Raw genomic sequence first — 25,215 nt, 5'->3', positions numbered from 1 at the left:
ATTTATGTGTGCGACAGAACGTTTTTCGCCCCAACCGCCGGCGATTGAAAGCCGGGGGCTGACGTTGGGCTATGATCGGCAACCTATTATCGACGCACTGGATCTCACGCTGCCCGCCAACAAGATTTCGGTGCTGGTGGGCAGCAACGGCTGTGGTAAAAGTACGCTGCTGAAATCGTTCGCGCGGCTACTGAAACCGCAGCGCGGGACGGTGATGGTCGGCGGGATTGACATCCACCGGCAGTCCACCGCCTGCGTGGCGAAAAAGCTGGCGATCCTGCCGCAAACGCCGGTGGCGCCGGAGGGGCTGACGGTCTATCAACTGGTCAAAATGGGGCGATATCCGCATCAGTCGTGGCTCCAGCAGTGGTCGTCGCAGGATGAGGAGAAAGTCGTACAGGCTTTTCAGCGCACCGGCGTGACGGATTTGCGGCATCGCCCGGTGGATTCGCTGTCCGGCGGTCAACGCCAGCGGGTGTGGATCGCCATGACGCTGGCGCAGGATACGGATATCGTGCTGTTGGATGAACCAACCACTTATCTGGACTTAGCTCATCAGATTGAGGTGTTGGATCTATTGCGGGAACTCAATGTGCGTCAGCAGAAAACCATCGTCATGGTGCTGCACGATCTGAACCTGGCCTGTCGCTATGCGCATCATATGGTGGCGGTGCATAACCGGACGGTATATGCGCAGGGGAAACCCGGCGACATTCTCAATGAAGAGATGGTGAAAACGGTGTTTAACCTGAACTGCCGGATTATTACCGACCCGTTTTTCGGCACGCCGCTGTGCATCCCCTTTGGCCGCGACGCTGCTGGCGCGGATAGCGATGAACGTGCGACGCCATCCGTTTAACCCGCAAGAGTGGGCGATGTTGTCCGGCGCGTTGGGGCTGGCCGTTGCCGACGGGCGGGAACGTCACGATGCCTGCGACGCTCAGACGTTGCTTAATCCGCAACATTGCCGGGCGGTACTGGCGCGCCTGACGCCGGCGCTTAATGCGCCGTCGCTGAAAATCGCCGCGTCTTTGTTGAGTAAACGCATCGCCTTCCTGACGACCGCCTCCAGCTTATATGCCATGTCGATGTATAATAAAGGGCTGGATATGTCGCTGCCCAACTGCATGCTGGAATATGGTCATGATGGTCAGCGCTGGATTTCCGGCATGCCGCTATATGATTTGTCGATTACCGCCGCGCCGGACGGCGCAATGCGCGAGGCGTGGCGAACGCGTCAGCTTCAGCGGCTGTTCGCCGGGCATCTGACTCCGCTGTGGCGGAGCTTTTCGGCGGCGGCGGGGATATCTCCGCGCATTTTGTGGGAAAATACCGCCGTGCGCATTTTTTCCCTGTATGAGAGGCGCATGCTTGTGGCGGACGGCGAATCGGCGACGTTATCGCAACGTATTCAGCAGGATTTCGATTATTTGGTCAACCAGGCGCCGGGCGCGGTTTTCGGCGGCGATGACAATCCGCTGACGGCGTTTTTTCGAGCGAAAACCTGGGTGCCGGCGCGGGCAAAAGCGGTGCGTTTTCGCCGTACCTGCTGCTTTTACTATAAAGCGTCGCAGCCGCGTGAATACTGCGCCGCCTGTCCGCTGCTGCGGCCGAAACGGAACAGCGGGGATACGGAGGAGGGCAACGAGTAAAATTAACGCGTTGTTAATAAAAATCGCTTAACCTTTATAATCTCTGATACAATATCGGCAGTTACGCACCGTAGTTGTGCCCGTTCATCGTGGTTGTTGCTTACGTCGTTATTGTTGAGTTGATGGTGGCCCGGCAAACCCGTCTTATCGTCCCTCTGAAAACTACACCGGTTGTTATCCGGTCAGGGCGGATCTGGAGTTGTTTTCTATTATGTCATTTGATTCTCTCGGCCTGAGCGCCGACATTCTGCGTGCTGTTGAAGAACAGGGCTATCGCGAACCTACGCCTGTACAGCGTCAGGCGATTCCCGTTGTGCTGGCCGGCCGTGACCTCATGGCCAGCGCGCAAACCGGTACCGGCAAAACGGCTGGTTTCACATTGCCGCTGCTGCAATTGCTGAGCAGCGGCGCGCCGGCGGCGAAAGGCCGGCGTCCGGTTCGGGCGCTGATCCTGACGCCGACCCGCGAACTGGCGGCGCAGATCGGTGAAAACGTTCAGGCTTACAGCAAATATCTGCGCTTACGTTCGCTGGTGGTGTTCGGCGGCGTTAGCATCAATCCGCAGATGATGAAGCTGCGCGGCGGCGTTGATATTCTGGTCGCCACGCCGGGCCGGTTGCTCGATCTGGAGCATCAGAACGCCGTCGATCTGTCGCAGATTGAAATCCTGGTGCTGGACGAAGCCGATCGCATGTTGGATATGGGCTTTATTCATGATATTCGCCGGGTATTGGCGAAACTGCCGGCCAAACGGCAGAACCTGCTGTTTTCCGCCACCTTCTCCGATGAAATCAAAACGCTGGCGAACAAGCTGTTGAGCAATCCGGCCTCGGTTGAAGTGGCGCGCCGCAACACGGCGTCGGAGCTGGTGACGCAACATGTTCATTTTGTCGATAAGCGCCGTAAGCGGGAACTGCTGTCTCAACTGATTGGCGAAAATAACTGGCAGCAGGTGCTGGTGTTTACCCGCACCAAACATGGCGCCAACCATCTGGCCGAACTGCTGGAAAAAGACGGCATTACGGCGGCGGCGATTCATGGCAACAAAAGCCAGGGCGCGCGTACCCGCGCGTTGGCTAACTTCAAAGACGGCTCCATTCGCGTGCTGGTCGCCACCGATATCGCGGCTCGTGGTCTGGATATCGACCAACTGCCGCACGTGGTGAACTATGAGCTGCCGAATGTGCCGGAAGACTATGTGCATCGTATCGGCCGTACCGGCCGGGCGGAATCCACCGGGGAAGCGCTGTCGCTGGTCTGCGTCGACGAGCATAAGCTGCTGCGTGACATAGAACGCCTGCTTAAGCGCGAAATCCCGCGTATCGCCATTCCGGGCTATGAGCCGGATCCGTCAATTAAGGCGGAGCCAATCATTAATGGTCGTCAGGGTAATCGCGGCGGCGGTTCCCGCAGCGGCGGGCCGCGCGGTCAGTCCGGCTCGCCACGCGCTCAGGGCGAACGTAAGAGCAACGACGGCGCCCGTCAGCCGCGGCGTTCCGGCGGCAACAGCTCCGCTCCGTGGGGCAATAGCGAAGGGCAGCGCCGTTCGCCGCGTCCGCAAAACCGCAGCAAACCGGCGGGTAAATAAATAGGTTTATGCTGGGGCTTTGCGCCCCAGCGGTTGCAGCCGACACCGCCTCAATCCTTATGGGTATTCCTCTCCCTGGCAAGGGGGAGGCGGGGCGGGGATCGGCGCAGTATGCAAGGCTATCATTCATCAGGTATGAAAATTCATTTCACCTGAGCGGCAGTTCCCATCCGTCGCCGCGGTCGGTAAAACATCACCGCGTTGCCCGCCAGAATCAGCAATAACCCGATAACGGCATTGGGCTGCCAATGGTAGTCTTCATATACCGTGGAGATGGACAGTGCGATCAGCGGGAACAGAAGCGTCGCGTAGGCGGCCTGACTGGCGCCGATGCGTCCTACCAGACTGAAATAAGCCCCAAAACCAATCACTGAACCGAATATCGCCAGATAAAATAGTGAACCAAGATAACGGGTGGTGATTTCCGGGGAGAAGTCATAGCCCTGAATCAGGCTGAATATTCCCATCCACAGCGCGCCGTAGCACATGCCCCAGCCGTTGGTGGTCATCACATCGCGTCCCTGCCTTTGATGCTGGGAACTGATCATATTGCCCAGTGAGAAACCGTAAGTTCCCAGCAGACAGAGCGCGGCGCCCCAGAGCAGATGCGGCTGCGCGTCCATGTTCATCAGGTCGTGCCAGAACAGCGCCACCATGCCGGTAAAGCCCAGCGGCGCGGCGATTATCACGTTGCGCGTCAGGCGATGACCGAAGAACAGCCGGCTATTGAAAGCATTAAATAATACCGCCATGGAAAAAATGACCGATTCTAATCCGCTCGAAATCCAGGCGATAGCGTGATAAAAACAGATAAAGTTAATGCCGAATACGCATAGCCCCTGAAGCATACACAGCAGGTGCGCCCGGCGCGACAGCGGGCGAAGGCGTTTCGTCAGCGAGAGAAAGGCCAGCAGAATCACGGAAGAAAGCAGGAATCGCCAAAAGATGGAAACTTCGGCGGCAACGCCGCCCTGTTGCATGCTGATGGCAATCCAGGTGGTTCCCCAGATCAGCACCACGGAAATATAGAGCACAATATTCATTAGCAGACTCCGGTGTTTATCATGACTGCCAGTATGGATTTTTGCTCCGGCTTCGGCTTTCAGCGGATTGCGGCTAATAACAGAATCTTGCGGTTTGTTGGTAGGGAGGTGCGATGCATCAGTATAAAGCGTTCAATTCGCTGCAACAGTATAAAACGGTGCTGCGGGATACCGTTGAACTGGGTTCCGGCGTGCGTCTGGCGTCATGGTTTAACCGCAACGATCTTGTCACCCTCGAAAACGGCGACCACCACACCCTCAGCCTATACACTGCCGATGGCTATGAAAGTTATCATAAAACGCCGGATGGATGGCATAACGGCGGGGGACCGGACCGCTTCTGTCTGATGCCGAAACAGAGCGTCACCACCTGGGATATCCGCGGCGATCTCTCTTTTGTCCATCTTTATTATGACGACAGCCATTTCCGCCGGTTGGCGGAGCAGACCTGGGATCGCAGTCCGGCTTCGATCCGCACGGAAGAGCGGATTTTCGGCGACGATGCGCAGATCACCACGCTGTACCGGCAGTTTTTACTCAACTACAGTTGGGCGGATCCGGCCAATCAACTGGCGCTGAGCAGCGCGGCAACCTTGTTGCTGATACATACGCTAAGACAGTATACCCAGCTACAGTGGACGCTGCCGAAGGTACGCGGCGGCCTGGCCCCGGCGGTGCTGCGCCGGGTAAAAGAGATGATGGAAAGCCGGCTTGGCGATCCTTTGACGTTGGACGAACTGGCGGCCGAAGCCGGATTGAGCGAGTTTCACTTCGCCCGCATGTTTCGTCAGAGCGAAGGAATGGCGCCGCACCAGTACGTACTGAAGCGGCGGCTGGCGCGGGCGGAGGAGATGCTGCGTCACAGTTCGCTGGCGATAACCGAGATTGCGCTGATTTGCGGGTTCAGTTCCGCCAGCCACTTTAGCCATAGCTTTAAAAGCGAACGCGGAATGACCCCCTCCGCGCTACGCCGGACGCTACTGCGCTGAGTCGTCGGCGGCCAGCAGACACAGATTCAGCGCCACTTGATACGATTTTACAAACGACGGGATGGGCAGGAATTCAAAACGCGAATGGAAGTTGTGCGCGCCGGTAAAGAAATTCGGCGTCAGCAATCCCTTCGCGGAAAGCGCCGCGCCGTCCGTGCCGCCGCGCATGGGCGTAACTTTCGGCTTAATCGCCAGCTTATCCAGCGCGGCGAACAGCAGGTCGATGGCGCGGCGATCGTCGGTAATCGCGTTGCTGATATTGCTGTAGGTATCGCTAATGGTGAAGGTGACGTTGCCGGTGGGATACTGACGGCCGATCTTCGCGGCGGTATCGGCAATCTGCTGTTTGCGGCGCTCGAACGAAGCCAGATCGAAATCGCGTATCGAAGCCTTCAGCCTGGCCTCGTTGGCGTTCGCCGCCAGATCGTTAAACCAGATATAGCCTTGACGCCCGTCGGTGTGTTCCGGGGTCTGTTGACGGTCAAAGTGGCTGATAAAATCATGGGCCATCAGCAGCGGGTTGACCAACACGCCTTTGGCTGACATCGGGTGGGCGGTCACGCCGGTAAAACGGATTTCGGCGGCGGCGGCGTTGAAGTTCTCGTACACCACTTCACCCAGTTCACAGCAGTCAATCGTGTAGGCGAAATCCACGTCAAAGCGTTTGAGATCCAGCGCTTTGGCTCCGCGCAGCCCGATCTCCTCGTCCGGCACGAATGCGACCACGATATCGCCGTGCCGCATATCGCTGGCGAGGTTCTCCAGCAGCGTCATGACCACCGTGACGGCGGCTTTATTATCCGCGCCCAGCACGCTGGTGCCGTCGCTGAAAATAATATCCTGGCCGACATACGGCATAATTTCCGGGTGTTCCGCCGTGCGCAGCCAAATATCCTGTTCGCGGTTCAGGCAAAGATCTTCGCCGGTAAAGTGTAAGGTCTGTGGATGGATGTGCGGCGATAGCCCGACGTCAACGGTATCTATGTGCGTAATAAAACCGATGCGCGGCGCGGAAGGGCAGTTGCCCGGTTTTACTGCGGTGACGGTGGCATGTTCATCAATAACGACATCTTTCATACCGAATTCGCGCAGCTCTTGCGCCAGCATTTTCGCCATGTCGTGCTGTTCCGGCGTACTGGGTAAAACCGAAGATGCCGCGTTGCTTTGGCTGGTCACGGCGAGATAGCGGTAAAAACGCTTGCTGAGCTGACTGGCCAGATTGTAAGTCATAACGCATCCTTCATTTGTTTATTACACGGGGTGTTTTATATCGTAGCCTAATTATGTTATTTGTTAACTACCTATATCTATTTGATTATATTGTCTACTATTTTGAGTCAGGCAATATGCTTATTGCTATAGATGCCGTTGTGCAGACGAGCGATTTTTTCTTTATCAGGGTATATAGAGTCATTAAAAGAGAGGTTTGGGATGAAAAGTTTGGTGTCGCGGTTAACGCTGTCAGCACTGACGTTAGCGATGGCTTCGGCGGCTTCGGCTAACACATTGGTATTTTGTTCAGAAGGTTCACCAGAAAACTTTAACCCGCAGTTGTATACCTCGGGCACCAGCGTAGACGCCAGCGCGGTGCCGGTTTATAACCGCCTGGTCGATTTCAAAGTGGGAACCACGGAGCTGATTCCGAGTCTGGCGGAAAGCTGGGACATTAGCGAGGACGGTACGACCTATACCTTCCATTTGCGCAAAGGCGTGAAGTTTCAAAGCAATAAATATTTCAAACCCACGCGTGATTTCGGCGCCGACGACGTTATCTTTTCGTTTATGAGGCAGAAAGATCCCCAGCATCCCTACCACAATGTCTCTAATGGCAATTACTCCAATTTTGAAAGCCTGGAGTTCGGCTCGCTGATCAAAAACATCGACAAAATTGACGACCACACGGTGCGCTTTACGCTGTCTCATGCCGAAGCGCCCTTCCTGGCGGATTTAGCCTGGTACTTCGCCTCGATACTTTCCGCGGAATATGCCGACGCGATGCTGAAAGCGGGAACGCCGGAGCGCGTGGATATGAATCCGATCGGCACCGGCCCGTTTGAACTGGCGCAATATCAGAAAGATTCTCGCATTTTATATAAGGCGTTCCCGGAATACTGGCAAGGCAAGGCCAAGCTGGAGCGGCTGATTTTCACTATTACGCCGGATGCCTCCGTGCGTTATGCCAAACTGGAGAAGAACGAGTGTCAGGTGATGCCGTTCCCGAATCCGGCCGATTTGCCGCGCATGAAGGAAAATAAAGATATTACCCTGATGCAGAAAGCCGGGTTGAATACCGGTTTTCTGGCTTTCAATACGCAGAAAGCGCCGCTGGATAATGTGAAAGTCCGCCAGGCGCTGACTATGGCGATTAATAAGCCCGCCATTATCCAGGCCGTGTTCCAGGGAACCGGGACGGCGGCGAAAAACCTGCTGCCGCCGGGCGTATGGAGCGCCGATCAGGATCTGAAAGATTATGACTACGATCCGGAAAAGGCCAAAGCGCTGCTGAAAGAAGCGGGGCTGCCTGAAGGCGCGACGATTGATCTGTGGGCTATGCCGGTGCAGCGTCCGTACAACCCGAATGCGCGCCGTATGGCGGAAATGATTCAGGCGGATTGGGCGAAAGTTGGCGTGCAGGCGAAAATCGTCAGCTTCGAATGGGGTGAGTACCTGAAGCGGGTGAAAAGCGGTGAGCACCAGGCCGCGTTGATGGGCTGGACCACCGCGACCGGCGATCCGGACAACTTCTTCGGGCCGTTGTTTAGCTGTACCTCCGCCGATGGGGGTTCCAACTCATCGAAATGGTGCTATGCCCCGTTTGATAAGGTTATTACCGAAGCTCGCACTTCCCAGGACCACAATAAGCGTATCGAGCTGTACAAACAGGCGCAGCAGATCATGCACGATCAGGCGCCAGCGGTGATGATTGCCCATTCGACGATCTTTGAACCGGTACGCAAAGAAGTGACGGGATATGAGATCGATCCTTTCGGCAAACATATTTTCTATCAGGTCGATGTGAAGAAGTAAGTTGAACGCCATCTAGGTTCATTAGGCATGTTCTACGGCGGGGATGGGGATTTGACCTCATCCCCGCGCTTTTTCCGTTGCGTATCCCTTACAATGGACAGTACCATTGCGTGCTTTTTGGCTGGTCCGCTTTTGTAACCGAGTAGCGTTATGCGTATTCTGCTTGCCCCGATGGAAGGGGTTCTCGACTCCCTGGTACGGGAACTTCTGACTGAAGTGAATGATTATGACCTCTGTATTACCGAGTTTTTGCGGGTGGTGGATCAGCGCCTGCCGGTTAAGTCTTTCTATCGCTTATGCCCGGAATTACATCATGCCAGCCGTACGCCGTCTGGTACGCCGGTGCGCGTCCAACTGCTGGGACAATATCCGCGCTGGCTGGCGGAAAATGCCAGCCGGGCGGTCGAACTGGGCTCCTACGGCGTCGATCTGAACTGCGGCTGTCCGTCCAAACTGGTCAACGGCAGCGGCGGCGGGGCGACGTTGCTCAAAGATCCGGAATTGATTTATCAGGGCGCCAAAGCGATACGCGAAGCGGTGCCGGCGCATCTGCCGGTGACGGTGAAAGTGCGTCTCGGCTGGGATTCCGGCGACCGGCAGTTTGAGATCGCCGATGCGGTGCAGCAGGCGGGCGCGACGGAAATAGCCGTTCATGGGCGCACCAAAGAGGATGGCTACAAGGCGGAGCGCATTAACTGGCGGGCTATCGGCGAGATACGCCGCCGGTTGACCATCCCGGTGATCGCCAACGGCGAAATCTGGGACTGGCAAAGCGCGCAGGCGTGCATGGCGGCCACCGGATGCGACGCCATCATGATTGGTAGGGGGGCGCTTAACGTGCCGAACCTGAGCCGGGTGATCAAATATAATGAACCGCGTATGCCGTGGACGGAAGTGATGGCGCTGCTGCGAAAATACGTCCGGTTGGAAAAGCAGGGCGACACCGGTCTGTATCATGTCGCCCGTATCAAACAGTGGCTGGGCTATCTGCGTAAAGAGTACGCCGAGGCTTCGGCGCTGTTCAGTGAAATCCGGGCGTTGAAGACCTCGGCCGATATCGCCCGCGTCATCGGTAATCTGCGCGATTAACCGGCCTTTTACGGGCTACTCGCTCAGATTTTGACTAATCGGCGCCGGCGTCCTTCCGGTCGCTTTACTTTTCGGATGGTTTAGCGGTATAACGCTCTATCTATCTGGAGGTTTAGACGTCTATACGTGAGGGACATAATGGAGCATCTCACCGCCAAGCCGGAAGGGCAATTCAAGCGCACGATGAAAGCGCGTCATTTGGTTATGCTGTCACTCGGCGGCGTTATTGGCACCGGGTTGTTTTTCAATACCGGTTACATCATTTCGACCACCGGCGCGGCGGGTACGCTGATGGCCTACCTGATTGGCGCGCTGGTGGTGTATCTGGTGATGCTGAGCCTCGGCGAGTTATCCGTCGCCATGCCGGAAACCGGCGCTTTCCATGTTTATGCCGCGCGTTACCTCGGCCCGGCCACGGGCTATACCGTTGCCTGGTTGTATTGGTTGACCTGGACGGTGGCGCTGGGCTCCAGCCTTACCGCCGCCGGATTTTGCATGCAATACTGGTTTCCCCAGGTGCCGGTTTGGATCTGGTGTCTGTTGTTCTGCACGCTGATATTCCTGCTGAATGTCATCTCTTCGCGCTTCTTTGCCGAGGGCGAGTTCTGGTTTTCGCTGATCAAAGTGGTCACCATTCTGGCGTTTATCATTCTGGGCGCGGGCGCGATGTTTGGCTTTATTCCGCTGAAAGACGGATCGCCGGCGCCGTTTTTCCACAACATCACGTCATCGGGCTGGTTCCCACACGGCGGCTTGCCGATCTTGATGACCATGGTGGCGGTTAACTTTGCGTTTTCCGGCACGGAATTAATTGGCATCGCCGCCGGTGAAACGGAAAATCCGCAAAAAGTCGTCCCCATTGCGATCCGTACCACGGTGGCGCGGCTGGTTATTTTCTTTATCGGCACGGTGGTGGTTCTGGCGGCGATGCTGCCGATGGATCAGGCGGGAATCATCAAAAGTCCGTTTGTGATGGTGTTCGAAAAAATCGGTATTCCTTATGCGGCGGACATATTTAATTTTGTCATTCTTACCGCAATCCTCTCCGCCGCCAACTCCGGGCTATATGCGTCAGGCCGAATGCTGTGGTCGCTATCGAACGAACGAACTCTGCCGAAGTGTTTTGCGCGCCTGACGCGCCGGGGCATACCGCTGTTCGCCATTTCGATCAGTATGCTCGGAGGGCTGCTGGCGCTGTTTTCCAGCGTGGTGGCGCCGGATACCGTATATGTGGCGTTGTCCGCGATTTCAGGGTTTGCCGTGGTGGCGGTATGGCTGAGCATCTGCGCGTCCCACTACGTTTTTCGCCGCCGTCACCTGCGCGCCGGTTTGCCGCTTTCGCATCTGCAATATCGCGCGCCCTGGTTTCCGCTAACGCCGATTCTCGGTTTCTCGCTTTGTTTGCTGGCCTGTATCGGGCTGGCGTTTGATCCTGAACAGCGTATCGCGCTGTGGTGCGGAATACCGTTTGTCGCTTTATGTTATGGCGCTTATTATTTCACTAAACTGATTCAGAAACGTGAATTTTCGAAGGGAGTGGAAGATGTTGCGTAATAATCCCGTGGCTGAGATGTTGGCGAGCGGGTCAACGATTGTGCTGGATGGGGCATTGGCCACGGAACTGGAAGCGCGCGGGTGTGATCTGACCGATCCTCTCTGGTCGGCAAAGGCGCTGATTGAAAATCCCTCGCTGATTTATCAGGTTCATCTCGACTATTTTAATGCGGGAGCGCAGTGCGCCATTACCGCCAGCTATCAGGCGACTCCGCAGGGGTTTAAAGCCCGCGGACTGACCGAACGCCAGTCGCTGGCGCTGATCGAAAAAAGCGTGCGGCTTGCGGTTCAGGCGCGCGATGAGTATCGCCGAACCCATCCTCAGGCCGGAACGCTGCTGGTTGCCGGATCGGTAGGACCATACGGCGCTTATCTGGCGGACGGCTCGGAATATCGCGGCGATTACGCGCTGCCGCACTCCGATATGATGGATTTTCACCGTCCGCGAATCGCGGCGCTGCTTGAGGCCGGGGTGGATCTTCTGGCCTGTGAAACCATGCCGTCGTTCGCTGAAATCAAGGCGCTGATCGAATTGCTGGCGGAGTTTCCCCAGGCGTTGGCGTGGTTCTCCTTTACGCTGCGGGATAGCGCGCATCTGAGCGACGGCACTCCGTTGAAAGATGTGCTGCCGTTACTGAATCTCAGTGCGCAGGTTGTCGCCGTCGGCATCAATTGTATTGCGCTGGAGAACGTCACCGCCGCATTAAAACAGCTTTCCGCCGAGACATCGCTGCCGTTGGTGGTGTATCCGAACTCCGGTGAACAGTATGATGCGGTTACCAAAACCTGGGGCAATCATAGTGAGGGCGGCTGCTCCCTGGCGGCCCATTTGCCGGAGTGGCGGGCCGCCGGCGCAAAATTGATCGGCGGTTGCTGCCGAACGACGCCGGCGGATATCGCCGGTATCGCCCGATTCTGTCAGGGGGGTGAAGAGGCGTGACGCTAGAGAATGACGCCAATATTCGCCGGCAGTATGAACAAATCGGACGGCGTATCGGGCAGCGCGCGCCGCTAACGCTGTTGTCCATTGGAGAACGGCAAACAACGGTCGCTTGTGGAACCGGGGCGGAGCAGGAATCTATCCTTCACCTGAAGTTGGGTTTTAAAAAGACGGCGGAAGCCTTTTTTAAACACCTTCCTCCCACGCCAGATGAAATGGAACTGGCGATCATGACCGTTGAAGACGAAGTGATGGCGATTCGCCACGATCTTCCCGTCGGCTCATCGCTGTTTTCTTTCGATCCGGAACTGGCGGTTATCGCACGGCTTTCCGGCGGGAAAGAAGATAGCGATGGCTGGCTATTGCCGCTGGATAATATGGAGCAAACGTTCAAGCGCCTGGAGCGGGTAATGTTGGGCAGCCCCGCATCTTGGGAAGGTATTCCGCTGGAGGCGGCATTCTCCGCCAGATTGCTTATTCTGCGTGAGTTTATGCATCATCATGGTTTTGATGATGTGCGCATATATTCTAAATAATCCAAGCCGCAAGGAAGGCGGCGTCCCGAAGCGGTGCGCATACTGGCCGGATGCGCAGGAGAATGAGAAGAAATTTACTGTCCTTGCAACCTTAACCATATCATCATTTAATTCCTCCCTGGGCCGTAAGCATGGCGGCAATCCGGCGCTATCCGCGAGGGAATGCTTTTAATAGCCTGAGATCCGATGATCGAAAATTGGTTTCAATATAAAAATCACTATGGATAGGCCAAACAGATTATTTCCCGGTATTGAAAGGTTTCTCATATGCGAAATTAATCGGCGAGAGATTATTGATAATTGAAATCTATTTTTTCACTGTGTCTGAGCTTGGGTATGAATTCACTAATTTACCGGCGATGTTGCTAACATCATGCGGCGGATAAATAAGCCAATACGCTTTGCATTTATTTATGGAAACGCCGCGTCTGAGCATTCGCGTGGCGTATAGCCGTAACAGGATGGCGTAATTGTCGGTTTTAGGCGCATCGGTTACTATTACGGCCGGCGCGCCGCATCATGAACCGCGCCCGGCGATGTCGCCTGGACGATGGGCCCGGCGTGATAAAACGATATGCTCCGTCAGCATGCCGTTGCGCATCGGTATGCGGCGATCTTGAACGTATTCGCCTTGATATTGCCGCTATATTCTGTATTCAAGCGGCTAAAACGCATCTGGCGAGCGTCCGGCTTCATGTGCTGACATCTTTCGGACAAAGAGAGTTGATATGTTGAACCGGGCGTCTCATAGTGCTTACAGGCAATCCTGTAAGGAGAAAGAACATGATTGAACATTTCATAGGGAAATATGAGGTTGAATTAAAGTTTCGTATTCGGGATATCGCGGCGTTCCGCGATACGCTCTTTAGTCATCACCCTGAAGCCTTTATTTTTGAGAATAAAGAGTACGATATTTATTACGATGATGTTCATAATGGTTTGTATAAACAAGATATTAGCATGATATTGCGGCGTATGGAGCCATCAGGGATCAAACTTTGGATCGTCAAAGGGCCAGGAGCGGAGCGCTGCGAGGCGGTTAATGTCGAATCGTTCGAAAAGACGGACAGCATGTTGCAAACGTTGGGATATAAAGCGATTTATGAGGTAGGAAAAACGCGCAGCGTTTATTTTCTGGATATTTTCCATATTACGCTGGATTATATTGAATCCCTCGGCCACTTTGTCGAAATATCCGTAATGACGGATGATGAAACGCAATTAATTCCACTGAGAGAACAATGCGTTGAATGTGCGATTCGCTTTGGGCTTTCAATGGATAATATTGAAACTCATTCATATCGACAATTACTGGGTTTTTAATCATCACAGGATTGCCTTTTATCTTTCAAGTACAGGTATGTTGATTTCCTCGTTCCTGTACTTGAAAACTATGAGGCATAAATATGTCTATTCTGTCTTTTTTATGTTATTCCCTTGTTAAAATTAAGCCTGCCTGAAATTATTTCATTGCCAATCATCACTCATTTATCCTTGCATTATGGGCAAGGGAATCTCTCGCCGAAAAATTTCCTTTCCGTCTCTTATCCCGCTGATAAATTCCTTTAAATGCATATTTCAAAAAATTTCTAAATATATGATCAAGTTAAAATTTTTGAATGAAAATTAGAGTAGGATTTAAATCAGTACTGTTTGTCGATGATGGCGAAATGATTAATTTTCTGTATGTATCAAACAGTGCCATATAAAGGTTGGACAGTTTTAATAGATGTTGTCGTTTGGGATTCCATAGGGATAAGAATGCTTTTTATCAGCGAAAAATCTGTTTCCACATAGCATCAAGCAACCTCTGCGGTATTTTCTGCGGTAAGAAGATGTTCAGTCTTGTTCCAATAAATGGATTTCCTTATTGGAAATAACAAAATATAGGTTCATATCATGAAGAAAAAAGTCCTGCTATTGAGCGCGCTGGCATTAGCTTTTTCCTCGGTAGTGCATAGCGAAACTACCGATTTGGTCATTATCGGCGCGGGGGGAGCCGGCATGTCGGCAGCCATTGAAGCGCATAATCAGGGCGCGAAAGTGATATTGCTGGAAAAAATGCCCTTTGCCGGCGGGAATACCGCACGGGCGGAAGCCGGGTTAAATGCGGCCGGTACGGAACTGCAAAAATCCCGGGGCATTAATGATAGCCCGGAAATGTTTTATGAAGACACCATGAAAGGGGGAAGAAATATTAATAACCCTGAAGTAGTGAAAACGCTGACGGAACATGCGAAAGACTCCGTTATCTTTCTGAAAGAGAATGGCGCCGATCTGGCGGATTTGACGCGTACCGGCGGTTCTCGCGTTGACCGTACTCACCGTCCCGCCGGAGGGGAGCCGGCAGGCAGCTTTATTGCGACCGCGCTGATTAAAAAAGTGAAGGCGCTGGATATCGATCTGCGTACCAACACTTCCGCTACCGATATCGTTCAAAATGACAAGGGCGAAGTCACGGGCGTGAAAGCTAAAGGCAAAGACGGGAAGGAATTCACCATTGATGCCAAGAAAGTGATGATCACCTCAGGCGGGTTTGGGGCCAACTTCGACATGATCAAACAATACGATCCCAAGCTGGTCGGCTTTAAGACCACGAATGCGCCGGGCTCCCAGGGCGACGGCATCAAGATGGCGACCAAGCTGAACGCCAAACTGGTGGATATGGAATATATCCAGATTCACCCTTCGACCGTTCCCGGTAAAGGCATCTTGATTACGGAAGCGGTACGCGGCGACGGCGCGATTATGGTTAATGAAGGCGGCAAGCGTTTTGTAAACGAACTGCTGACTCGCGACGTGGTTTCGCAAAGCATCCTGAAACAACCCGGCGCCCATGCCTACCTGATCTTTAATGATGATCTGGTCAAGCAGAATCAGGCGACGCAATCCTACTTTAAGCAGAAACTGGTTGCCGAAGGGAATACGGTCGAGGAATTGGCCAAAGCCATTAACGTTGATGCCAAACAACTGGAGCAGACCATCAGCGCCTACAGCGGCTATGTTAAAGCCAACAAAGATGATGAATTCGGCCGTGAAAGCATGAAGCTGGCTCTGGATAACGGCAAGTATTATGCCATCGAAATCACTCCCGGAATTCACCACACCATGGGCGGTATCGCCATCAACAACAAAGCCCAGGTCTTGGACGTGAACGGCAAAGTGATTCCGAACCTGTTTGCCGCCGGGGAAGCGGCCGGCGGGGTGCATGGGGCTAACCGTTTGGGCGGCAACTCGTTGGCGGATATCGTTACCTATGGCCGTATCGGCGCGGATGAAGCCGTTAAAGAGATAAAAGCGGGCAAATGAGAGTAATACCGCGCGCATAAGCCTGCGCCGGGGAGGTCGCGGCGCTGAGGTCAACGCTTGCCATGCCTCGCGTCGTGGCCGCCTCGAAGGTAAATAATCGGGCGGTTTAATGGCCGCCCGGCTGCTCGTCATGGCCGGCGCTGCTTTTTACGTGTTTCCAGGATGAAGGGCGTTCTGGGGGGATTAACGCGGTGCCGGCTAAATTCACGTCAGATATTGCAAGCGGCGCTTTATTAAAAGAGAAGCGCTTTTATCAATAGAAATAGATTTTTCAATAGAAATAGGAGGCCGCCGTTACTGAATCTAAAAGGAGCTTTAGCCGTTTTTTTTACGGTAAGAAAGGATGGTGGAAATCATTTCAATAAATTGAGTTTTTATTGGATATAACAATACATAGGTCCATTCATCATGAAAAAACAAATTTTATTATTGAGTGCGTTGGCATTGGCTTTTTCCTCCGCGGTCCACTGTGAAAGTACCGATCTCGTCATTATCGGCGCGGGGGGCGGCGGAATGTCGGCAGCCATTGAAGCGCACAACCAGGGTGCGAAAGTGATATTGCTGGAAAAAATGCCTTTTGCCGGGGGCAATACCGCTCGGGCGGAAGGCGGATTAAATGCCGCCGGCACGGAATATCAGAAAGCAAAGGGCATTAATGACAGCCCGGAGCTGTTCTATCAGGACACGATGAAAGGCGGCAAACAGAAAAATAATCCCGAGCTGGTAAAAACATTAGCCGAACATGCGAAGGATTCGATTCTTTTTCTGAAAGAAAACGGTGCGGAACTGTCGGACGTCACCAGAGCGGGGGGCGCCAGCGTTGACCGGATCCACCGTCCAGTGGGCGGAGAACCGGCCGGCAGTTTTATTGCGGTGGCGTTGCTCAAGAAAGTTAAAGCGCTGAATATCGATCTTCGCACCAATACCTCTGCGACGGAAATCCTGCAAGATGACAAAGGCGCGGTAACCGGCGTGAAGGCCAAGGGCAAAAACGGGAAAGAATTCACCATTGATGCCAAGAAGGTGATGATCACCGCCGGTGGTTTCGGCGCCAACTTCGATATGATCAAAGAGTACGATCCCAAACTGGTGGACTTTAAAACCACCAATGCGCCAGGCGCCCAGGGCGAAGGGATCAAAATGGCGCAGAAGCTGAACGCCAAACTGGTGGATATGGAATATATCCAGATCCATCCGACCACGGTTCCCGGCCAGGGGATTCTGATTTCAGAAGGCGTGCGTGGGGATGGCGCGATTCTGGTGAACGAACAGGGTAAGCGCTTCACCAATGAACTGCTGACTCGCGACGTGGTTTCTCAAAATATTCTGCAACAGCCGGGAAAACACGCTTATGTGATTTTTAACGATGCGCTGGCTAAACAGAATCATACGATCGAAACCTACTTTAAACAGAAACTGGTGGCCGAAGGAAATACGGTCGAGGAATTGGCTAAAGCGATAAATGTTGATGGAAAACAATTGGCTCAGACCATCAGCGCCTATAGTGGCTATGTAAAAGATAATAAAGACGCCGAGTTTGGTCGCGATAGCCTGAAGCTCCCTCTGGATAGCGGGAAATATTACGCTATTGAAGTGACGCCGGGCATCCATCATACGATGGGGGGGATCGCGATCAATACCAAAGCCCAGGTGCTGGATGTGAATGGCAACGTGATCCCGAACCTGTTTGCCGCGGGTGAAGTTGCGGGCGGGGTGCATGGCGCCAACCGTTTAGGCGGCAATTCGCTGGCCGATATCGTCACTTATGGCCGAATCGGCGCCGATGAAGCAGTGAAGGAAATAAAAGAAGGCAAATAATCAATTGAGGACTTGATCCCAAAATCCATCCTGGCTCGTTGTTCAGGATGGATGAGTGGTTATATTGGTTCTACTGGCAGGATCGCTGCTTGTCGTGAGTTTTTGATGGCATTTTTTATGTGTAATTAACTTATGGGAAAGTTATGAAAAAATTAATTCCGGCCGTAGTGGCCACTTTAGCGCTTTCGTTCTCTTTTGCCGCCGCCGCCGAGTATAAAGATGGCACTTATACCGGGAAAGCACAGGGTAAAGAAGGGGAAGTCGAAGTTTCTGTGGTTGTTGAGGGTGGCAAAATCACCAACGCCGAAGTCGTCAAACATGAAGACACCGAAGCGTTGATGATGGGGGTTATTGATAACGTGGTGCCGGAGCTGATCGAAACCCAGGATCCTGACCAGGTGGATGCAGTAACAGGGGCCACTATGTCAAGCAACGGGGTCATTAACGCCATAAAACAGGCTCTGGAGCAGGCAAAATAATTGGTTAGCTTGTTTCGAATCGCCAGTCTGTAATCCCACGTTTACAGACTGGCCGTTGCAGAAAGTCATTGCCGGGTGATGTTATTGCCTGGCGATGGCTGTTAGCCCGCGGCAAAATGCGGCTAAAGTTACTCACCGGTTTTCTCGACTCATTCGGTCATGCTTCAGTGCGGACAAAAAGGTCGCCATTGTCACTGGCCGAGCCCGAAGCGGCGCTCCACCGCCGCCATTTCTGCCGTTAGCCAGTTACAGAATGCCTGATAGCGGTCGTCGCTTTCGATGGGGCGGGCCGATAGAAGAATGTATTGGCTGCCATCCGGCTGGAAGGGGGCGAGTTTCTCCAGACGGCCATCCGTTAATTCCTTATCAACCATAAATAATGAAGCGATAGCGATGCCGAGCCCGCTTTCGGCGGCCTGCAGCGTCAGATAGAAATGCTCAAAATACTGGTTTTGCGCCCTCTGCCCGGCGGACGGCAACGGTATCTGGTTCCGCCAGATATTCCAGGCGTCGGGACGGGATGAAGTGTGAAGATGGGCGTTTAATCGTTCGCGATGCTCCTGCCGTATTGAGCACACCGGAGCGGTATATTCGGAAATTATTCGCTGTGAGAAGTAGTTTTTATCAAACACGAAATCATCCCGCCGCAGGGCGAGATCGATGCGGCTTTGCTGTAAATCGATAGCGCCGCCGGCGGCCAGCAGATGAACGTCAATGTCTGGATACGCTTGCTTAAACGCCGGCAAGCGAGGAATCAGAAAACGCATGCAGAGCGTCGGTTCGCAGGAAATGGTCAACGGCGCGTGGATCTCCGATGAAAGTTTAACGATGGTCTCCGTGACCAGCGCCACGGCGGCGCTGCATACGCGGTGCAGCTCGCGGCCTTTTATCGTTAAGCGGATGCCTCTGCCATGACGTTCAATCAATGGGAAACCAAGATGCGCTTCCAGCGCTTTAATCTGTTTACTGACGGCGCCATGGGTAATGTATAAATCCCGCGCGGCGTCAGTCATACTCTGGCGTTTTCCGACAACGTCAAAGGTATGTAATAGATTGAGCGGCGGCAGTTTTTTCGTCATTGGTGAGCGTCCGTCACAATTGAGTGTGAGTTATTATCGATTTTCCTTCATGCCATTTCCACTTATTACTTTATCTCGGTGTTATCAATAACTAATTGGAGATAAAGGGAATATGGCAGAGTTTTTAGCGGTAGCGATCATCACTTGTCTGGCGGTAATCAGTCCGGGGGCCGATTTCGCTATGGTGACGCGCAACAGTTTAACCGGCCGGAGAAGGTCGGGGATACTGACGGCAGGCGGCATTGCGCTGGGGGTACTGCTGCACGTGGCGTACACCTTATTAGGCGTTGCCGCGATCATGAGCCAGACGCCGCAGCTTTATGCGGTGATTAAATATATCGGCGCCATTTATTTGCTTTATCTGGGTTATAAGACCTTTACCAATACGAAACCGATAATGAGCGCCGCGGGGAAAATGAATAATGAAATAAGCGGCTGGCGTTATTTTCGTCAGGGCTTTTTTACTAATGCGTTAAATCCGAAAACCACGCTGTTTGTATTGAGCACGTTCCTGCAGGTGGTCAATCCGCAAACGCCATGGTTATTTCAACTGGGCTATGGCGTGTTTATGTCGTTGGCGCATTTTGTCTGGTTCAGCCTGGTGGCGCTATTCCTCACTGCGCCATTACTGCAGGACAAGATCCGCCGCGGCTATGCCTGGATTAACCGTATCGTCGGCTGTGGTTTAATGATTTTGGCGGGCATGATGGCCTTACCTTGATTGCGCGATGTAGGACCGGGGAGTAATATCCCCGATTGTGCTTTCAACGAAGGTCTATGAATTTTATGGAAAATTATCTCATTATCATTCGCCATACGCCATCCTGGGTATGGATTTTACTGGCTTACCTGATCTATGCAGGAATAAAAGCGCGTCAACCAAGGCAGCAGTCCCTGCGTCGTCTGTTAGTGCTGCCGATCATCTTCCTATGCTGGGGGTTATCTTCAATTCTACATAATCTGACGATGACCGAAGTCGCCGTGGCCGGCTTTGTGTTGGCCCTGATTATCGGGCTGGCTTTGGGCTGGATGTTGGGGAAGAACGCCGGAGTGTACCGAGCCGATATCCAGTGTTTCGAGCGCGCCGGATCGTCCGTGCCGCTGGTGTTAATGTTGCTGACCTTTTGTTTGCGTTTCTATTTCTCCGTCCAGTTGGCATGGTTTCCCGCGTTGGCCGATAGCGCCGTATTCTGTGCGCTGTCCGGCGCCGTTGGCGGCATCACCGGCGGGATATTCAGCGGTATCGCGCTTCGTCTGTTAAATCAGATGCGCGCAACTCACAAGGTTTCCCTTTAATCAAGCCAAGATGCGTCAGCGATGATGCAAATCGGCGCTTCGGCTATCGAGTCTAGATCGCTGCCGTGCCAGCCTATTTGCAATCGGCGCTCCCGCGTCCCTATCGGATAATGTCGATCATCATCGCGCGCCTGCGAAGGCCGCCTAAAAATCTTTGGGGCCAAGGGGCCGCGCGGGATGCCGTGTTTGTTAAACTTTGTCACAAAGCTTTTTCCGCTGCATGAGTGCGCCTCAATTGCCGGTAAATTATAATGCGCTTGCCCATCTCTTTTTATTTAACAGAGTACTGTTTAAGTCGCTGAATAATGGCTAAAAAATATAAGCTTTCTTTACTTGGTATGCTGCTGTTGTCAACCAACATGCTGGTTACCCCGGTAGTCATGGCGAAAACGCCGGCTAAATCAGCGGTTGCCGCATATCAGGAAATTGCCTCTGGCAGCGCTATGGTGGTGGATTTGCGTGACGATCACATCCTCTATTCCAGTAATCCGGATGTCGTGGTGCCTATCGCCTCCGTGACCAAACTGATGACGGCGCTGGTGGTGCTGGATGCCAACCTGCCGTTGGACGAGGTCATTTCCGTTGACATCAGTCAGACGGAAGAAATGAAGGGCGTTTATTCGCGCGTGCGGCTGAATAGTGAAATCAGCCGCCGCGATATGCTGCTGCTGGCGCTGATGTCGTCGGAAAACCGTGCCGCCGCCAGCCTTGCCCACCACTATCCCGGCGGCTATAAGGCGTTTATTGCCGCCATGAACGCCAAGGCCCGCGCATTGGGGATGATGCATACGCGCTATGTGGAGCCGACCGGATTATCCATCAATAACGTTTCGACCGCGCGCGATCTGACGAAGTTGCTCATCGCCAGCAAACAGTATCCTTTACTCAGCCAGCTCAGCACCACGCAGGAGAAAACGGTGACGTTTTCTCATCCGGCGTACAGTTTGCCGTTTCGCAACACCAACTATTTGGTCGGCAAATCCGACTGGAATATTCAACTCACTAAAACAGGGTTTACCAATCAGGCCGGGCACTGCCTGGTGATGCGGACCGTCATCAATCAACGCCCGGTGGCGCTGGTGGTGCTGGACGCGTTTGGTAAATATACGCATTTTGCCGATGCCAACCGTCTGCGGAAATGGATGGAAACCGGCAAAGTCAGCGAGGTTCCCGCTGTGGCGTTAAGCTATAAGAAACAGAAGGCTCTGGATTCACGGCAGCCGCAGACTCTGGCGAGCGCGGATACGGAGTAAGAGAGATTTTTTACGCAGGGAAAAGCAAAGCTAGAGGAAAAGCTGGGGGCGTTTGATGTCTGCAATCCCTCTAAAATCGTGGCCCCTGCGTAACCTGTTGTTAAGTCACGACGCTGTCTAGCTATCGTTTGCGGGGATGGCGTCAGCCCTATCCCCGATGGTTTCCGTTAAGCGCGGGCTCTTAGATCTTCAATCACTTCTCCGGCTTTGAGTACATCGTCTTCGTGCTCTTGTTCAATCCAGGGTTCCGCCAGCGCCTGCTCCAGCCAGTTTTTCATGGCCGGTTGGGACAGCATATGTTGACAGTAGGCGGCGACTTCCGGCGAGACGGGCAACTGATAGGTCCGGATACGGAACACGACCGGCGCAAAGAAGGCATCAGCGGCGGAAAATGCGCTCCCCGCCAGAAACGGACCGCCAAAACGACTTAATCCCTCCAGCCATAGCTCACTGATGCGTTTGATATCGTTGTTCAGCGCCGGGGAGATTTCCTGCATTTTGACCTTCACGCCGCAACTCATGGGGCAAGCGTTACGCAATGCGGTAAAACCGGAATGCATCTCCGCTGCGGCGCAACGCGCCCAGGCGCGGGCCTTGGCGTCGGCGGGCCATACCGCCTTGTGCTGTTCGGCAAGGTATTCGGTTATCGCCAGAGAATCCCAGACGGTGGTGTCGCCATCAATCAGACAGGGAACTTTCGCGGAAGGGGAAAACGCCTTAAACGCCGGGTTCGCCCCGGAAGAGACAAACGTCACCTGTTTTTCCTCAAACGGGATAGACAGCGCGTTTAACAATACCCACGGACGCAGTGACCAGGACGAATAGTTTTTATTGGCGATGTACAGCTGATACATGTCTTATGCCTCGAACATTAACGGAACATTATAATTAGCACGGAAAATGCCGCAGATCATCCTAAAGGTATGCGTAGATGGCGCGCCCATGGGGAGGGCGCATGCCGGAATGACATCAGGCGAGGATCGTCTGCTGGCAGCGCGCCTGAAGCGATGCCAGGTCGGGTTTGTCGGCGGCGGCCGCATCGGTGATGATGATATCTATCTCCGCCATTGTGGCGTAAATAACCCGGCTGGTTAGCCCGATCTTGCTGTGATCCGCCAGAATAATCCGCGTATTGGCGTGTTGAACCATTAAACTCGCGACGGCGGCCTCATGGTGGGCAAAGCTGCTGACGCCGGACTGACTGGCGAGCCCCACGGGGGATAGCAGGGCGACATCAGCGCGATAACGCTGAAGTTCGCTAATGGTTAAATCGCCGCAGGTGGCCTGCGCCGATAGCCCCATGTTTCCGCCGAGTAAAATCACATCATGGCGCAGCTCGGTTTCGGTTGTCGTCAGCTTAAGCGCGACGTTCAGACTGTTGGTGATGACGGTCATCCCCGGCATCGACAAGAGTTCGTCGGCCAACAGCGATGTGGTGCTGCCTGCATCGATAAATAACGTTTGCCCTGCCTTTAATTGCCGCACCGCCGCGCGGGCGATCGCTTGTTTCTCTTTTTCGCGTACCGTATTACGCACTGACAACGGCGCTTCCGGTTCCTGCGACGTCGCCACAATTCCACCATGTACGCGACGCAGAGCGCCCATCGCTTCCAGCTTCAGAATATCCCGCCGCACGGTTTCCCTTGATACGCCAAGGTGCTGAATAATTTTCTCGGTGCTGACCCGGTTTAATGTGGATAAAAGGGCGCGAATACGATGTAAACGAGTTTCTTCTAGCATGAATATCGGTTCTCAGGATTAACGGACCAGACAAAGATGCATCCAGCTCTCCTGTCGGGGTATGAAATCATTGCGTCATTATAGTCACAACTTGCTTAAAGCAAGCAGAAAAGGCCGCTGTTTGTGACGGGAAGGCGCGTCCCATCCATTTGCATCCTGCCAGTGGCCGTTAACGCCCTCGCAGTCAGGAATACTTTACACAATATTATTTCCTTTGTGCTGTTTTTTGTATTTGTGTATTTTCTTGCTTTTGATGTATGGTGATGCCCAGATTCTAACCGCTCCATGCAGTTATGCCGTCAATCTTGTGGCGGAATGGAACCGGCCTTAACCATAATTTATTGTTTATAATGGAGTTGTCATGGCGATACGTTCAACCATTATGGATACCAATAGCTTTCGCGCGGAACACGCGGATGCGTTGGATGAGGATATTCGTAAACTGACCGATAAGCGCAACCAGCTGCTTGGCGAATCCTATCGCTTGTTTTATCGCAATCCGGTGCATTTGGTTCGCGGAAAGGGGCAATATCTTTGGGATGCGGCCGGTGACAAGTATCTCGATGTTTACAACAACGTCGCCAGTATCGGGCATTGCCATCCGGCGGTGATTGAAGCGGTGCATCAGCAGATGAGCCTGTTGAATACTCACACCCGCTATTTGCATGAACGTATTTTAGACTATTCCGCCGATCTGCTGACGACGATGCCGGATGAAATCAATAAAGCGATGTATATGTGCACCGGCTCCGAGGCTAACGATCTGGCGATCCGCGTAGCAAGGGCTTACAGCGGCGGCAGCGGGATTATTGTCAGCCGGGAAGCCTACCACGGCACCAGCGAACTGACCTCCGGCGCTTCGCCCGCGTTAGGCAGCGGACAACCGCTCGCCGCCACCACGCGTTTGGTGCCCGCGCCCGATCGCTATCGGGTGGATGCGCGGGATCTGGGCCTATGGTTCGCCAATGAAATACAGAAGCAGATTGATGACATGGCCGCCAACGGCATTAAGTTCGCCGGTTTTCTGGCTGATTCTATCTTTTCATCCGATGGCGTTTTGCCGGGACCGGTCGGCTATCTGCAGCCCGCCATCGACGTGGTGCATGCCAACGGCGGTATTTTTATTGCCGATGAGGTCCAACCCGGATTCGCCCGCACGGGCGACAGTTTCTGGGGCTTTGCCCGGCACAATGTAGTGCCGGACGTGGTGACGATGGGCAAACCGATGGGGAACGGCATTCCCATCTCCGCGCTGTTGGCTAAAGCCGATGTGCTGGCGGCTTTCAGCGATGCCATCCCATACTTTAATACCTTTGGCGGCAATCCGGTTTCCATCGCCGCCGCGCAGGCGGTCTTAAACGTGATCAGAGAGGAAAATCTACAGCGGCACAGCCTGATTGTCGGCGAAAAACTCCGCCGGGAGCTTGGCTATCTGGCGCAGCGGCACGAATGCGTCGGCGATGTGCGCGGAGCCGGGCTGTTTATCGGTTTTGAGCTGGTCAGCGATCGCGAGGCCAAAACGCCGGATAAACAATTGGCGCTGGATGTAATTGAACGGCTGCGCGCCGAACATGTACTGACCTCGGTTGCCGGGCCGCATGGCAACGTATTGAAACTGCGCCCGCCGCTGGCTTTCCAGGAACAGGATATCGATTGGCTGGTCGGCGCGTTGGATAAGGCGCTAAGCGCGTCCTGATCGCCTTTTTATTAATACGATAACGCCGGAGATTATCCGGCGTTAGGCTGCCGGCGGCGGCACAAGATTATCTCACGCTCGCTCGGACGATGATTCGGCGCCGCACGTTTGCGCGCCACACCGGAGA

The 25,215-nt window shown here is 53.8% G+C and carries 22 protein-coding genes; 17 read left to right on the top strand and 5 right to left on the bottom strand.

Annotated features, from left to right (window positions below):
- Nucleotides 1–4 precede the first annotated feature (4 nt).
- The 3 genes from HC231_RS14110 (at nucleotide 5) to rhlE (ending at nucleotide 3,240) form a co-directional block, all read left to right on the top strand.
- The gene (locus HC231_RS14110; RefSeq protein WP_208227254.1) at nucleotides 5–859 is read left to right on the top strand and encodes an ABC transporter ATP-binding protein; all 855 of its coding nucleotides are present in this window, start codon (nucleotides 5–7) and stop codon (nucleotides 857–859) included.
- Nucleotides 834–1,652 carry an IucA/IucC family C-terminal-domain containing protein gene (locus HC231_RS14105; RefSeq protein WP_208227253.1) on the top strand — a complete coding sequence of 273 codons (819 nt, stop codon included), beginning with the start codon at nucleotides 834–836 and terminating at the stop codon, nucleotides 1,650–1,652. The genes HC231_RS14110 and HC231_RS14105 overlap by 26 nt, the downstream gene beginning before the upstream one ends.
- A 211-nt stretch (nucleotides 1,653–1,863) precedes the next feature.
- A complete protein-coding gene (gene rhlE, locus HC231_RS14100; RefSeq protein ID WP_208227252.1) occupies nucleotides 1,864–3,240 on the top strand; it encodes an ATP-dependent RNA helicase RhlE in 1,377 nt (458 codons plus the stop codon).
- 143 nt (nucleotides 3,241–3,383) lie between these two features.
- Here the strand turns inward: rhlE and HC231_RS14095 are convergent, their stop codons facing one another.
- Complete coding sequence (locus HC231_RS14095; protein ID WP_208227251.1) at nucleotides 3,384–4,283, bottom strand: DMT family transporter; 900 nt, start codon at nucleotides 4,281–4,283, stop codon at nucleotides 3,384–3,386.
- A 113-nt stretch (nucleotides 4,284–4,396) separates the two neighbouring features.
- Between HC231_RS14095 and HC231_RS14090 the strand changes: the two genes are divergently transcribed.
- The gene (locus HC231_RS14090) at nucleotides 4,397–5,272 is read left to right on the top strand and encodes a helix-turn-helix domain-containing protein (protein WP_208227250.1); all 876 of its coding nucleotides are present in this window, start codon (nucleotides 4,397–4,399) and stop codon (nucleotides 5,270–5,272) included.
- On the opposite strand, the gene pepT is transcribed toward HC231_RS14090, so the two are convergent.
- Nucleotides 5,261–6,502, bottom strand: coding sequence for a peptidase T (gene pepT, locus HC231_RS14085; RefSeq protein WP_208227249.1), 1,242 nt, complete (start codon nucleotides 6,500–6,502; stop codon nucleotides 5,261–5,263). The genes HC231_RS14090 and pepT overlap by 12 nt on opposite strands.
- Nucleotides 6,503–6,703: 201 nt before the next feature.
- Here pepT and HC231_RS14080 point away from each other — a divergent pair, with 201 nt between their 5' ends.
- From HC231_RS14080 to HC231_RS14040, 9 genes are all read left to right on the top strand, one after another.
- Nucleotides 6,704–8,299, top strand: a complete 1,596-nt coding sequence (locus tag HC231_RS14080) for an ABC transporter substrate-binding protein (protein ID WP_208227248.1) — start codon at nucleotides 6,704–6,706, stop codon at nucleotides 8,297–8,299.
- A gap of 150 nt (nucleotides 8,300–8,449) precedes the next feature.
- A complete protein-coding gene (gene dusC / locus HC231_RS14075; protein ID WP_208227247.1) occupies nucleotides 8,450–9,388 on the top strand; it encodes a tRNA dihydrouridine(16) synthase DusC in 939 nt (312 codons plus the stop codon).
- Between the two features lie 138 nt (nucleotides 9,389–9,526).
- Nucleotides 9,527–10,942, top strand: a complete 1,416-nt coding sequence (gene mmuP, locus HC231_RS14070) for an S-methylmethionine permease (RefSeq protein ID WP_208227246.1) — start codon at nucleotides 9,527–9,529, stop codon at nucleotides 10,940–10,942.
- Nucleotides 10,932–11,882, top strand: a complete 951-nt coding sequence (mmuM, locus tag HC231_RS14065; protein ID WP_208227245.1) for a homocysteine S-methyltransferase — start codon at nucleotides 10,932–10,934, stop codon at nucleotides 11,880–11,882. The genes mmuP and mmuM overlap by 11 nt, the downstream gene beginning before the upstream one ends.
- Complete coding sequence (locus tag HC231_RS14060) at nucleotides 11,879–12,418, top strand: hypothetical protein (RefSeq protein WP_208227244.1); 540 nt, start codon at nucleotides 11,879–11,881, stop codon at nucleotides 12,416–12,418. The genes mmuM and HC231_RS14060 overlap by 4 nt, the downstream gene beginning before the upstream one ends.
- 783 nt (nucleotides 12,419–13,201) lie before the next feature.
- A complete protein-coding gene (cyaB, locus tag HC231_RS14055; protein ID WP_208227243.1) occupies nucleotides 13,202–13,741 on the top strand; it encodes a class IV adenylate cyclase in 540 nt (179 codons plus the stop codon).
- A gap of 576 nt (nucleotides 13,742–14,317) precedes the next feature.
- A complete protein-coding gene (locus HC231_RS14050; protein ID WP_208227242.1) occupies nucleotides 14,318–15,727 on the top strand; it encodes a flavocytochrome c in 1,410 nt (469 codons plus the stop codon).
- Between the two features lie 408 nt (nucleotides 15,728–16,135).
- Nucleotides 16,136–17,545, top strand: coding sequence for a flavocytochrome c (locus tag HC231_RS14045; protein ID WP_208227241.1), 1,410 nt, complete (start codon nucleotides 16,136–16,138; stop codon nucleotides 17,543–17,545).
- Between the two features lie 143 nt (nucleotides 17,546–17,688).
- Nucleotides 17,689–18,024: an FMN-binding protein gene (locus tag HC231_RS14040; RefSeq protein WP_208227240.1), complete on the top strand. Its 336-nt coding sequence runs from the start codon at nucleotides 17,689–17,691 to the stop codon at nucleotides 18,022–18,024.
- A 191-nt stretch (nucleotides 18,025–18,215) separates the two neighbouring features.
- On the opposite strand, the gene HC231_RS14035 is transcribed toward HC231_RS14040, so the two are convergent.
- Nucleotides 18,216–19,103, bottom strand: coding sequence for a LysR substrate-binding domain-containing protein (locus tag HC231_RS14035; protein WP_208227239.1), 888 nt, complete (start codon nucleotides 19,101–19,103; stop codon nucleotides 18,216–18,218).
- Nucleotides 19,104–19,215: 112 nt separating this feature from the next.
- Between HC231_RS14035 and HC231_RS14030 the strand changes: the two genes are divergently transcribed.
- From HC231_RS14030 to pbpG, 3 genes are all read left to right on the top strand, one after another.
- Entirely contained in the window at nucleotides 19,216–19,824 is a 609-nt protein-coding gene (locus tag HC231_RS14030) for a LysE family translocator (protein WP_208227238.1), read from the top strand.
- Between the two features lie 65 nt (nucleotides 19,825–19,889).
- Entirely contained in the window at nucleotides 19,890–20,399 is a 510-nt protein-coding gene (locus HC231_RS14025) for a DUF6622 family protein (protein WP_208227237.1), read from the top strand.
- Between the two features lie 305 nt (nucleotides 20,400–20,704).
- The gene (gene pbpG / locus HC231_RS14020; protein WP_208227236.1) at nucleotides 20,705–21,652 is read left to right on the top strand and encodes a D-alanyl-D-alanine endopeptidase; all 948 of its coding nucleotides are present in this window, start codon (nucleotides 20,705–20,707) and stop codon (nucleotides 21,650–21,652) included.
- Between the two features lie 167 nt (nucleotides 21,653–21,819).
- Here the strand turns inward: pbpG and HC231_RS14015 are convergent, their stop codons facing one another.
- Nucleotides 21,820–22,506: a glutathione S-transferase family protein gene (locus HC231_RS14015; RefSeq protein WP_208227235.1), complete on the bottom strand. Its 687-nt coding sequence runs from the start codon at nucleotides 22,504–22,506 to the stop codon at nucleotides 21,820–21,822.
- 115 nt (nucleotides 22,507–22,621) lie between these two features.
- Nucleotides 22,622–23,392: a DeoR/GlpR family DNA-binding transcription regulator gene (locus tag HC231_RS14010; RefSeq protein WP_208227234.1), complete on the bottom strand. Its 771-nt coding sequence runs from the start codon at nucleotides 23,390–23,392 to the stop codon at nucleotides 22,622–22,624.
- A gap of 361 nt (nucleotides 23,393–23,753) precedes the next feature.
- Here HC231_RS14010 and HC231_RS14005 point away from each other — a divergent pair, with 361 nt between their 5' ends.
- Nucleotides 23,754–25,088, top strand: a complete 1,335-nt coding sequence (locus HC231_RS14005; RefSeq protein ID WP_208227233.1) for an aspartate aminotransferase family protein — start codon at nucleotides 23,754–23,756, stop codon at nucleotides 25,086–25,088.
- The last annotated feature ends 127 nt before the right edge of the window (nucleotides 25,089–25,215 follow it).

The sequence above is a fragment of the Brenneria izadpanahii genome (assembly GCF_017569925.1).
In the GTDB taxonomy this organism is placed as follows: domain Bacteria; phylum Pseudomonadota; class Gammaproteobacteria; order Enterobacterales; family Enterobacteriaceae; genus Brenneria; species Brenneria izadpanahii.
Note: the sequence above shows the minus strand (reverse complement) of the source record. Positions and strands in the feature narration are given on the sequence as shown.

Coding starts and splice junctions, on each gene's coding strand:
- HC231_RS14030 (WP_208227238.1), top strand. CDS start 19,216: ATGGCAGAGTTTTTAGCGGTAGCGATCATCACTTGTCTGGCGGTAATC.
- HC231_RS14080 (WP_208227248.1), top strand. CDS start 6,704: ATGAAAAGTTTGGTGTCGCGGTTAACGCTGTCAGCACTGACGTTAGCG.
- HC231_RS14015 (WP_208227235.1), bottom strand. CDS start 22,506: ATGTATCAGCTGTACATCGCCAATAAAAACTATTCGTCCTGGTCACTG.
- HC231_RS14110 (WP_208227254.1), top strand. CDS start 5: ATGTGTGCGACAGAACGTTTTTCGCCCCAACCGCCGGCGATTGAAAGC.
- cyaB (WP_208227243.1), top strand. CDS start 13,202: ATGATTGAACATTTCATAGGGAAATATGAGGTTGAATTAAAGTTTCGT.
- pbpG (WP_208227236.1), top strand. CDS start 20,705: ATGGCTAAAAAATATAAGCTTTCTTTACTTGGTATGCTGCTGTTGTCA.
- HC231_RS14090 (WP_208227250.1), top strand. CDS start 4,397: ATGCATCAGTATAAAGCGTTCAATTCGCTGCAACAGTATAAAACGGTG.
- dusC (WP_208227247.1), top strand. CDS start 8,450: ATGCGTATTCTGCTTGCCCCGATGGAAGGGGTTCTCGACTCCCTGGTA.
- rhlE (WP_208227252.1), top strand. CDS start 1,864: ATGTCATTTGATTCTCTCGGCCTGAGCGCCGACATTCTGCGTGCTGTT.
- HC231_RS14095 (WP_208227251.1), bottom strand. CDS start 4,283: ATGAATATTGTGCTCTATATTTCCGTGGTGCTGATCTGGGGAACCACC.
- HC231_RS14105 (WP_208227253.1), top strand. CDS start 834: ATGAACGTGCGACGCCATCCGTTTAACCCGCAAGAGTGGGCGATGTTG.
- pepT (WP_208227249.1), bottom strand. CDS start 6,502: ATGACTTACAATCTGGCCAGTCAGCTCAGCAAGCGTTTTTACCGCTAT.
- HC231_RS14035 (WP_208227239.1), bottom strand. CDS start 19,103: ATGACGAAAAAACTGCCGCCGCTCAATCTATTACATACCTTTGACGTT.
- HC231_RS14010 (WP_208227234.1), bottom strand. CDS start 23,392: ATGCTAGAAGAAACTCGTTTACATCGTATTCGCGCCCTTTTATCCACA.
- HC231_RS14005 (WP_208227233.1), top strand. CDS start 23,754: ATGGCGATACGTTCAACCATTATGGATACCAATAGCTTTCGCGCGGAA.
- mmuP (WP_208227246.1), top strand. CDS start 9,527: ATGGAGCATCTCACCGCCAAGCCGGAAGGGCAATTCAAGCGCACGATG.
- mmuM (WP_208227245.1), top strand. CDS start 10,932: ATGTTGCGTAATAATCCCGTGGCTGAGATGTTGGCGAGCGGGTCAACG.
- HC231_RS14040 (WP_208227240.1), top strand. CDS start 17,689: ATGAAAAAATTAATTCCGGCCGTAGTGGCCACTTTAGCGCTTTCGTTC.
- HC231_RS14045 (WP_208227241.1), top strand. CDS start 16,136: ATGAAAAAACAAATTTTATTATTGAGTGCGTTGGCATTGGCTTTTTCC.
- HC231_RS14025 (WP_208227237.1), top strand. CDS start 19,890: ATGGAAAATTATCTCATTATCATTCGCCATACGCCATCCTGGGTATGG.
- HC231_RS14050 (WP_208227242.1), top strand. CDS start 14,318: ATGAAGAAAAAAGTCCTGCTATTGAGCGCGCTGGCATTAGCTTTTTCC.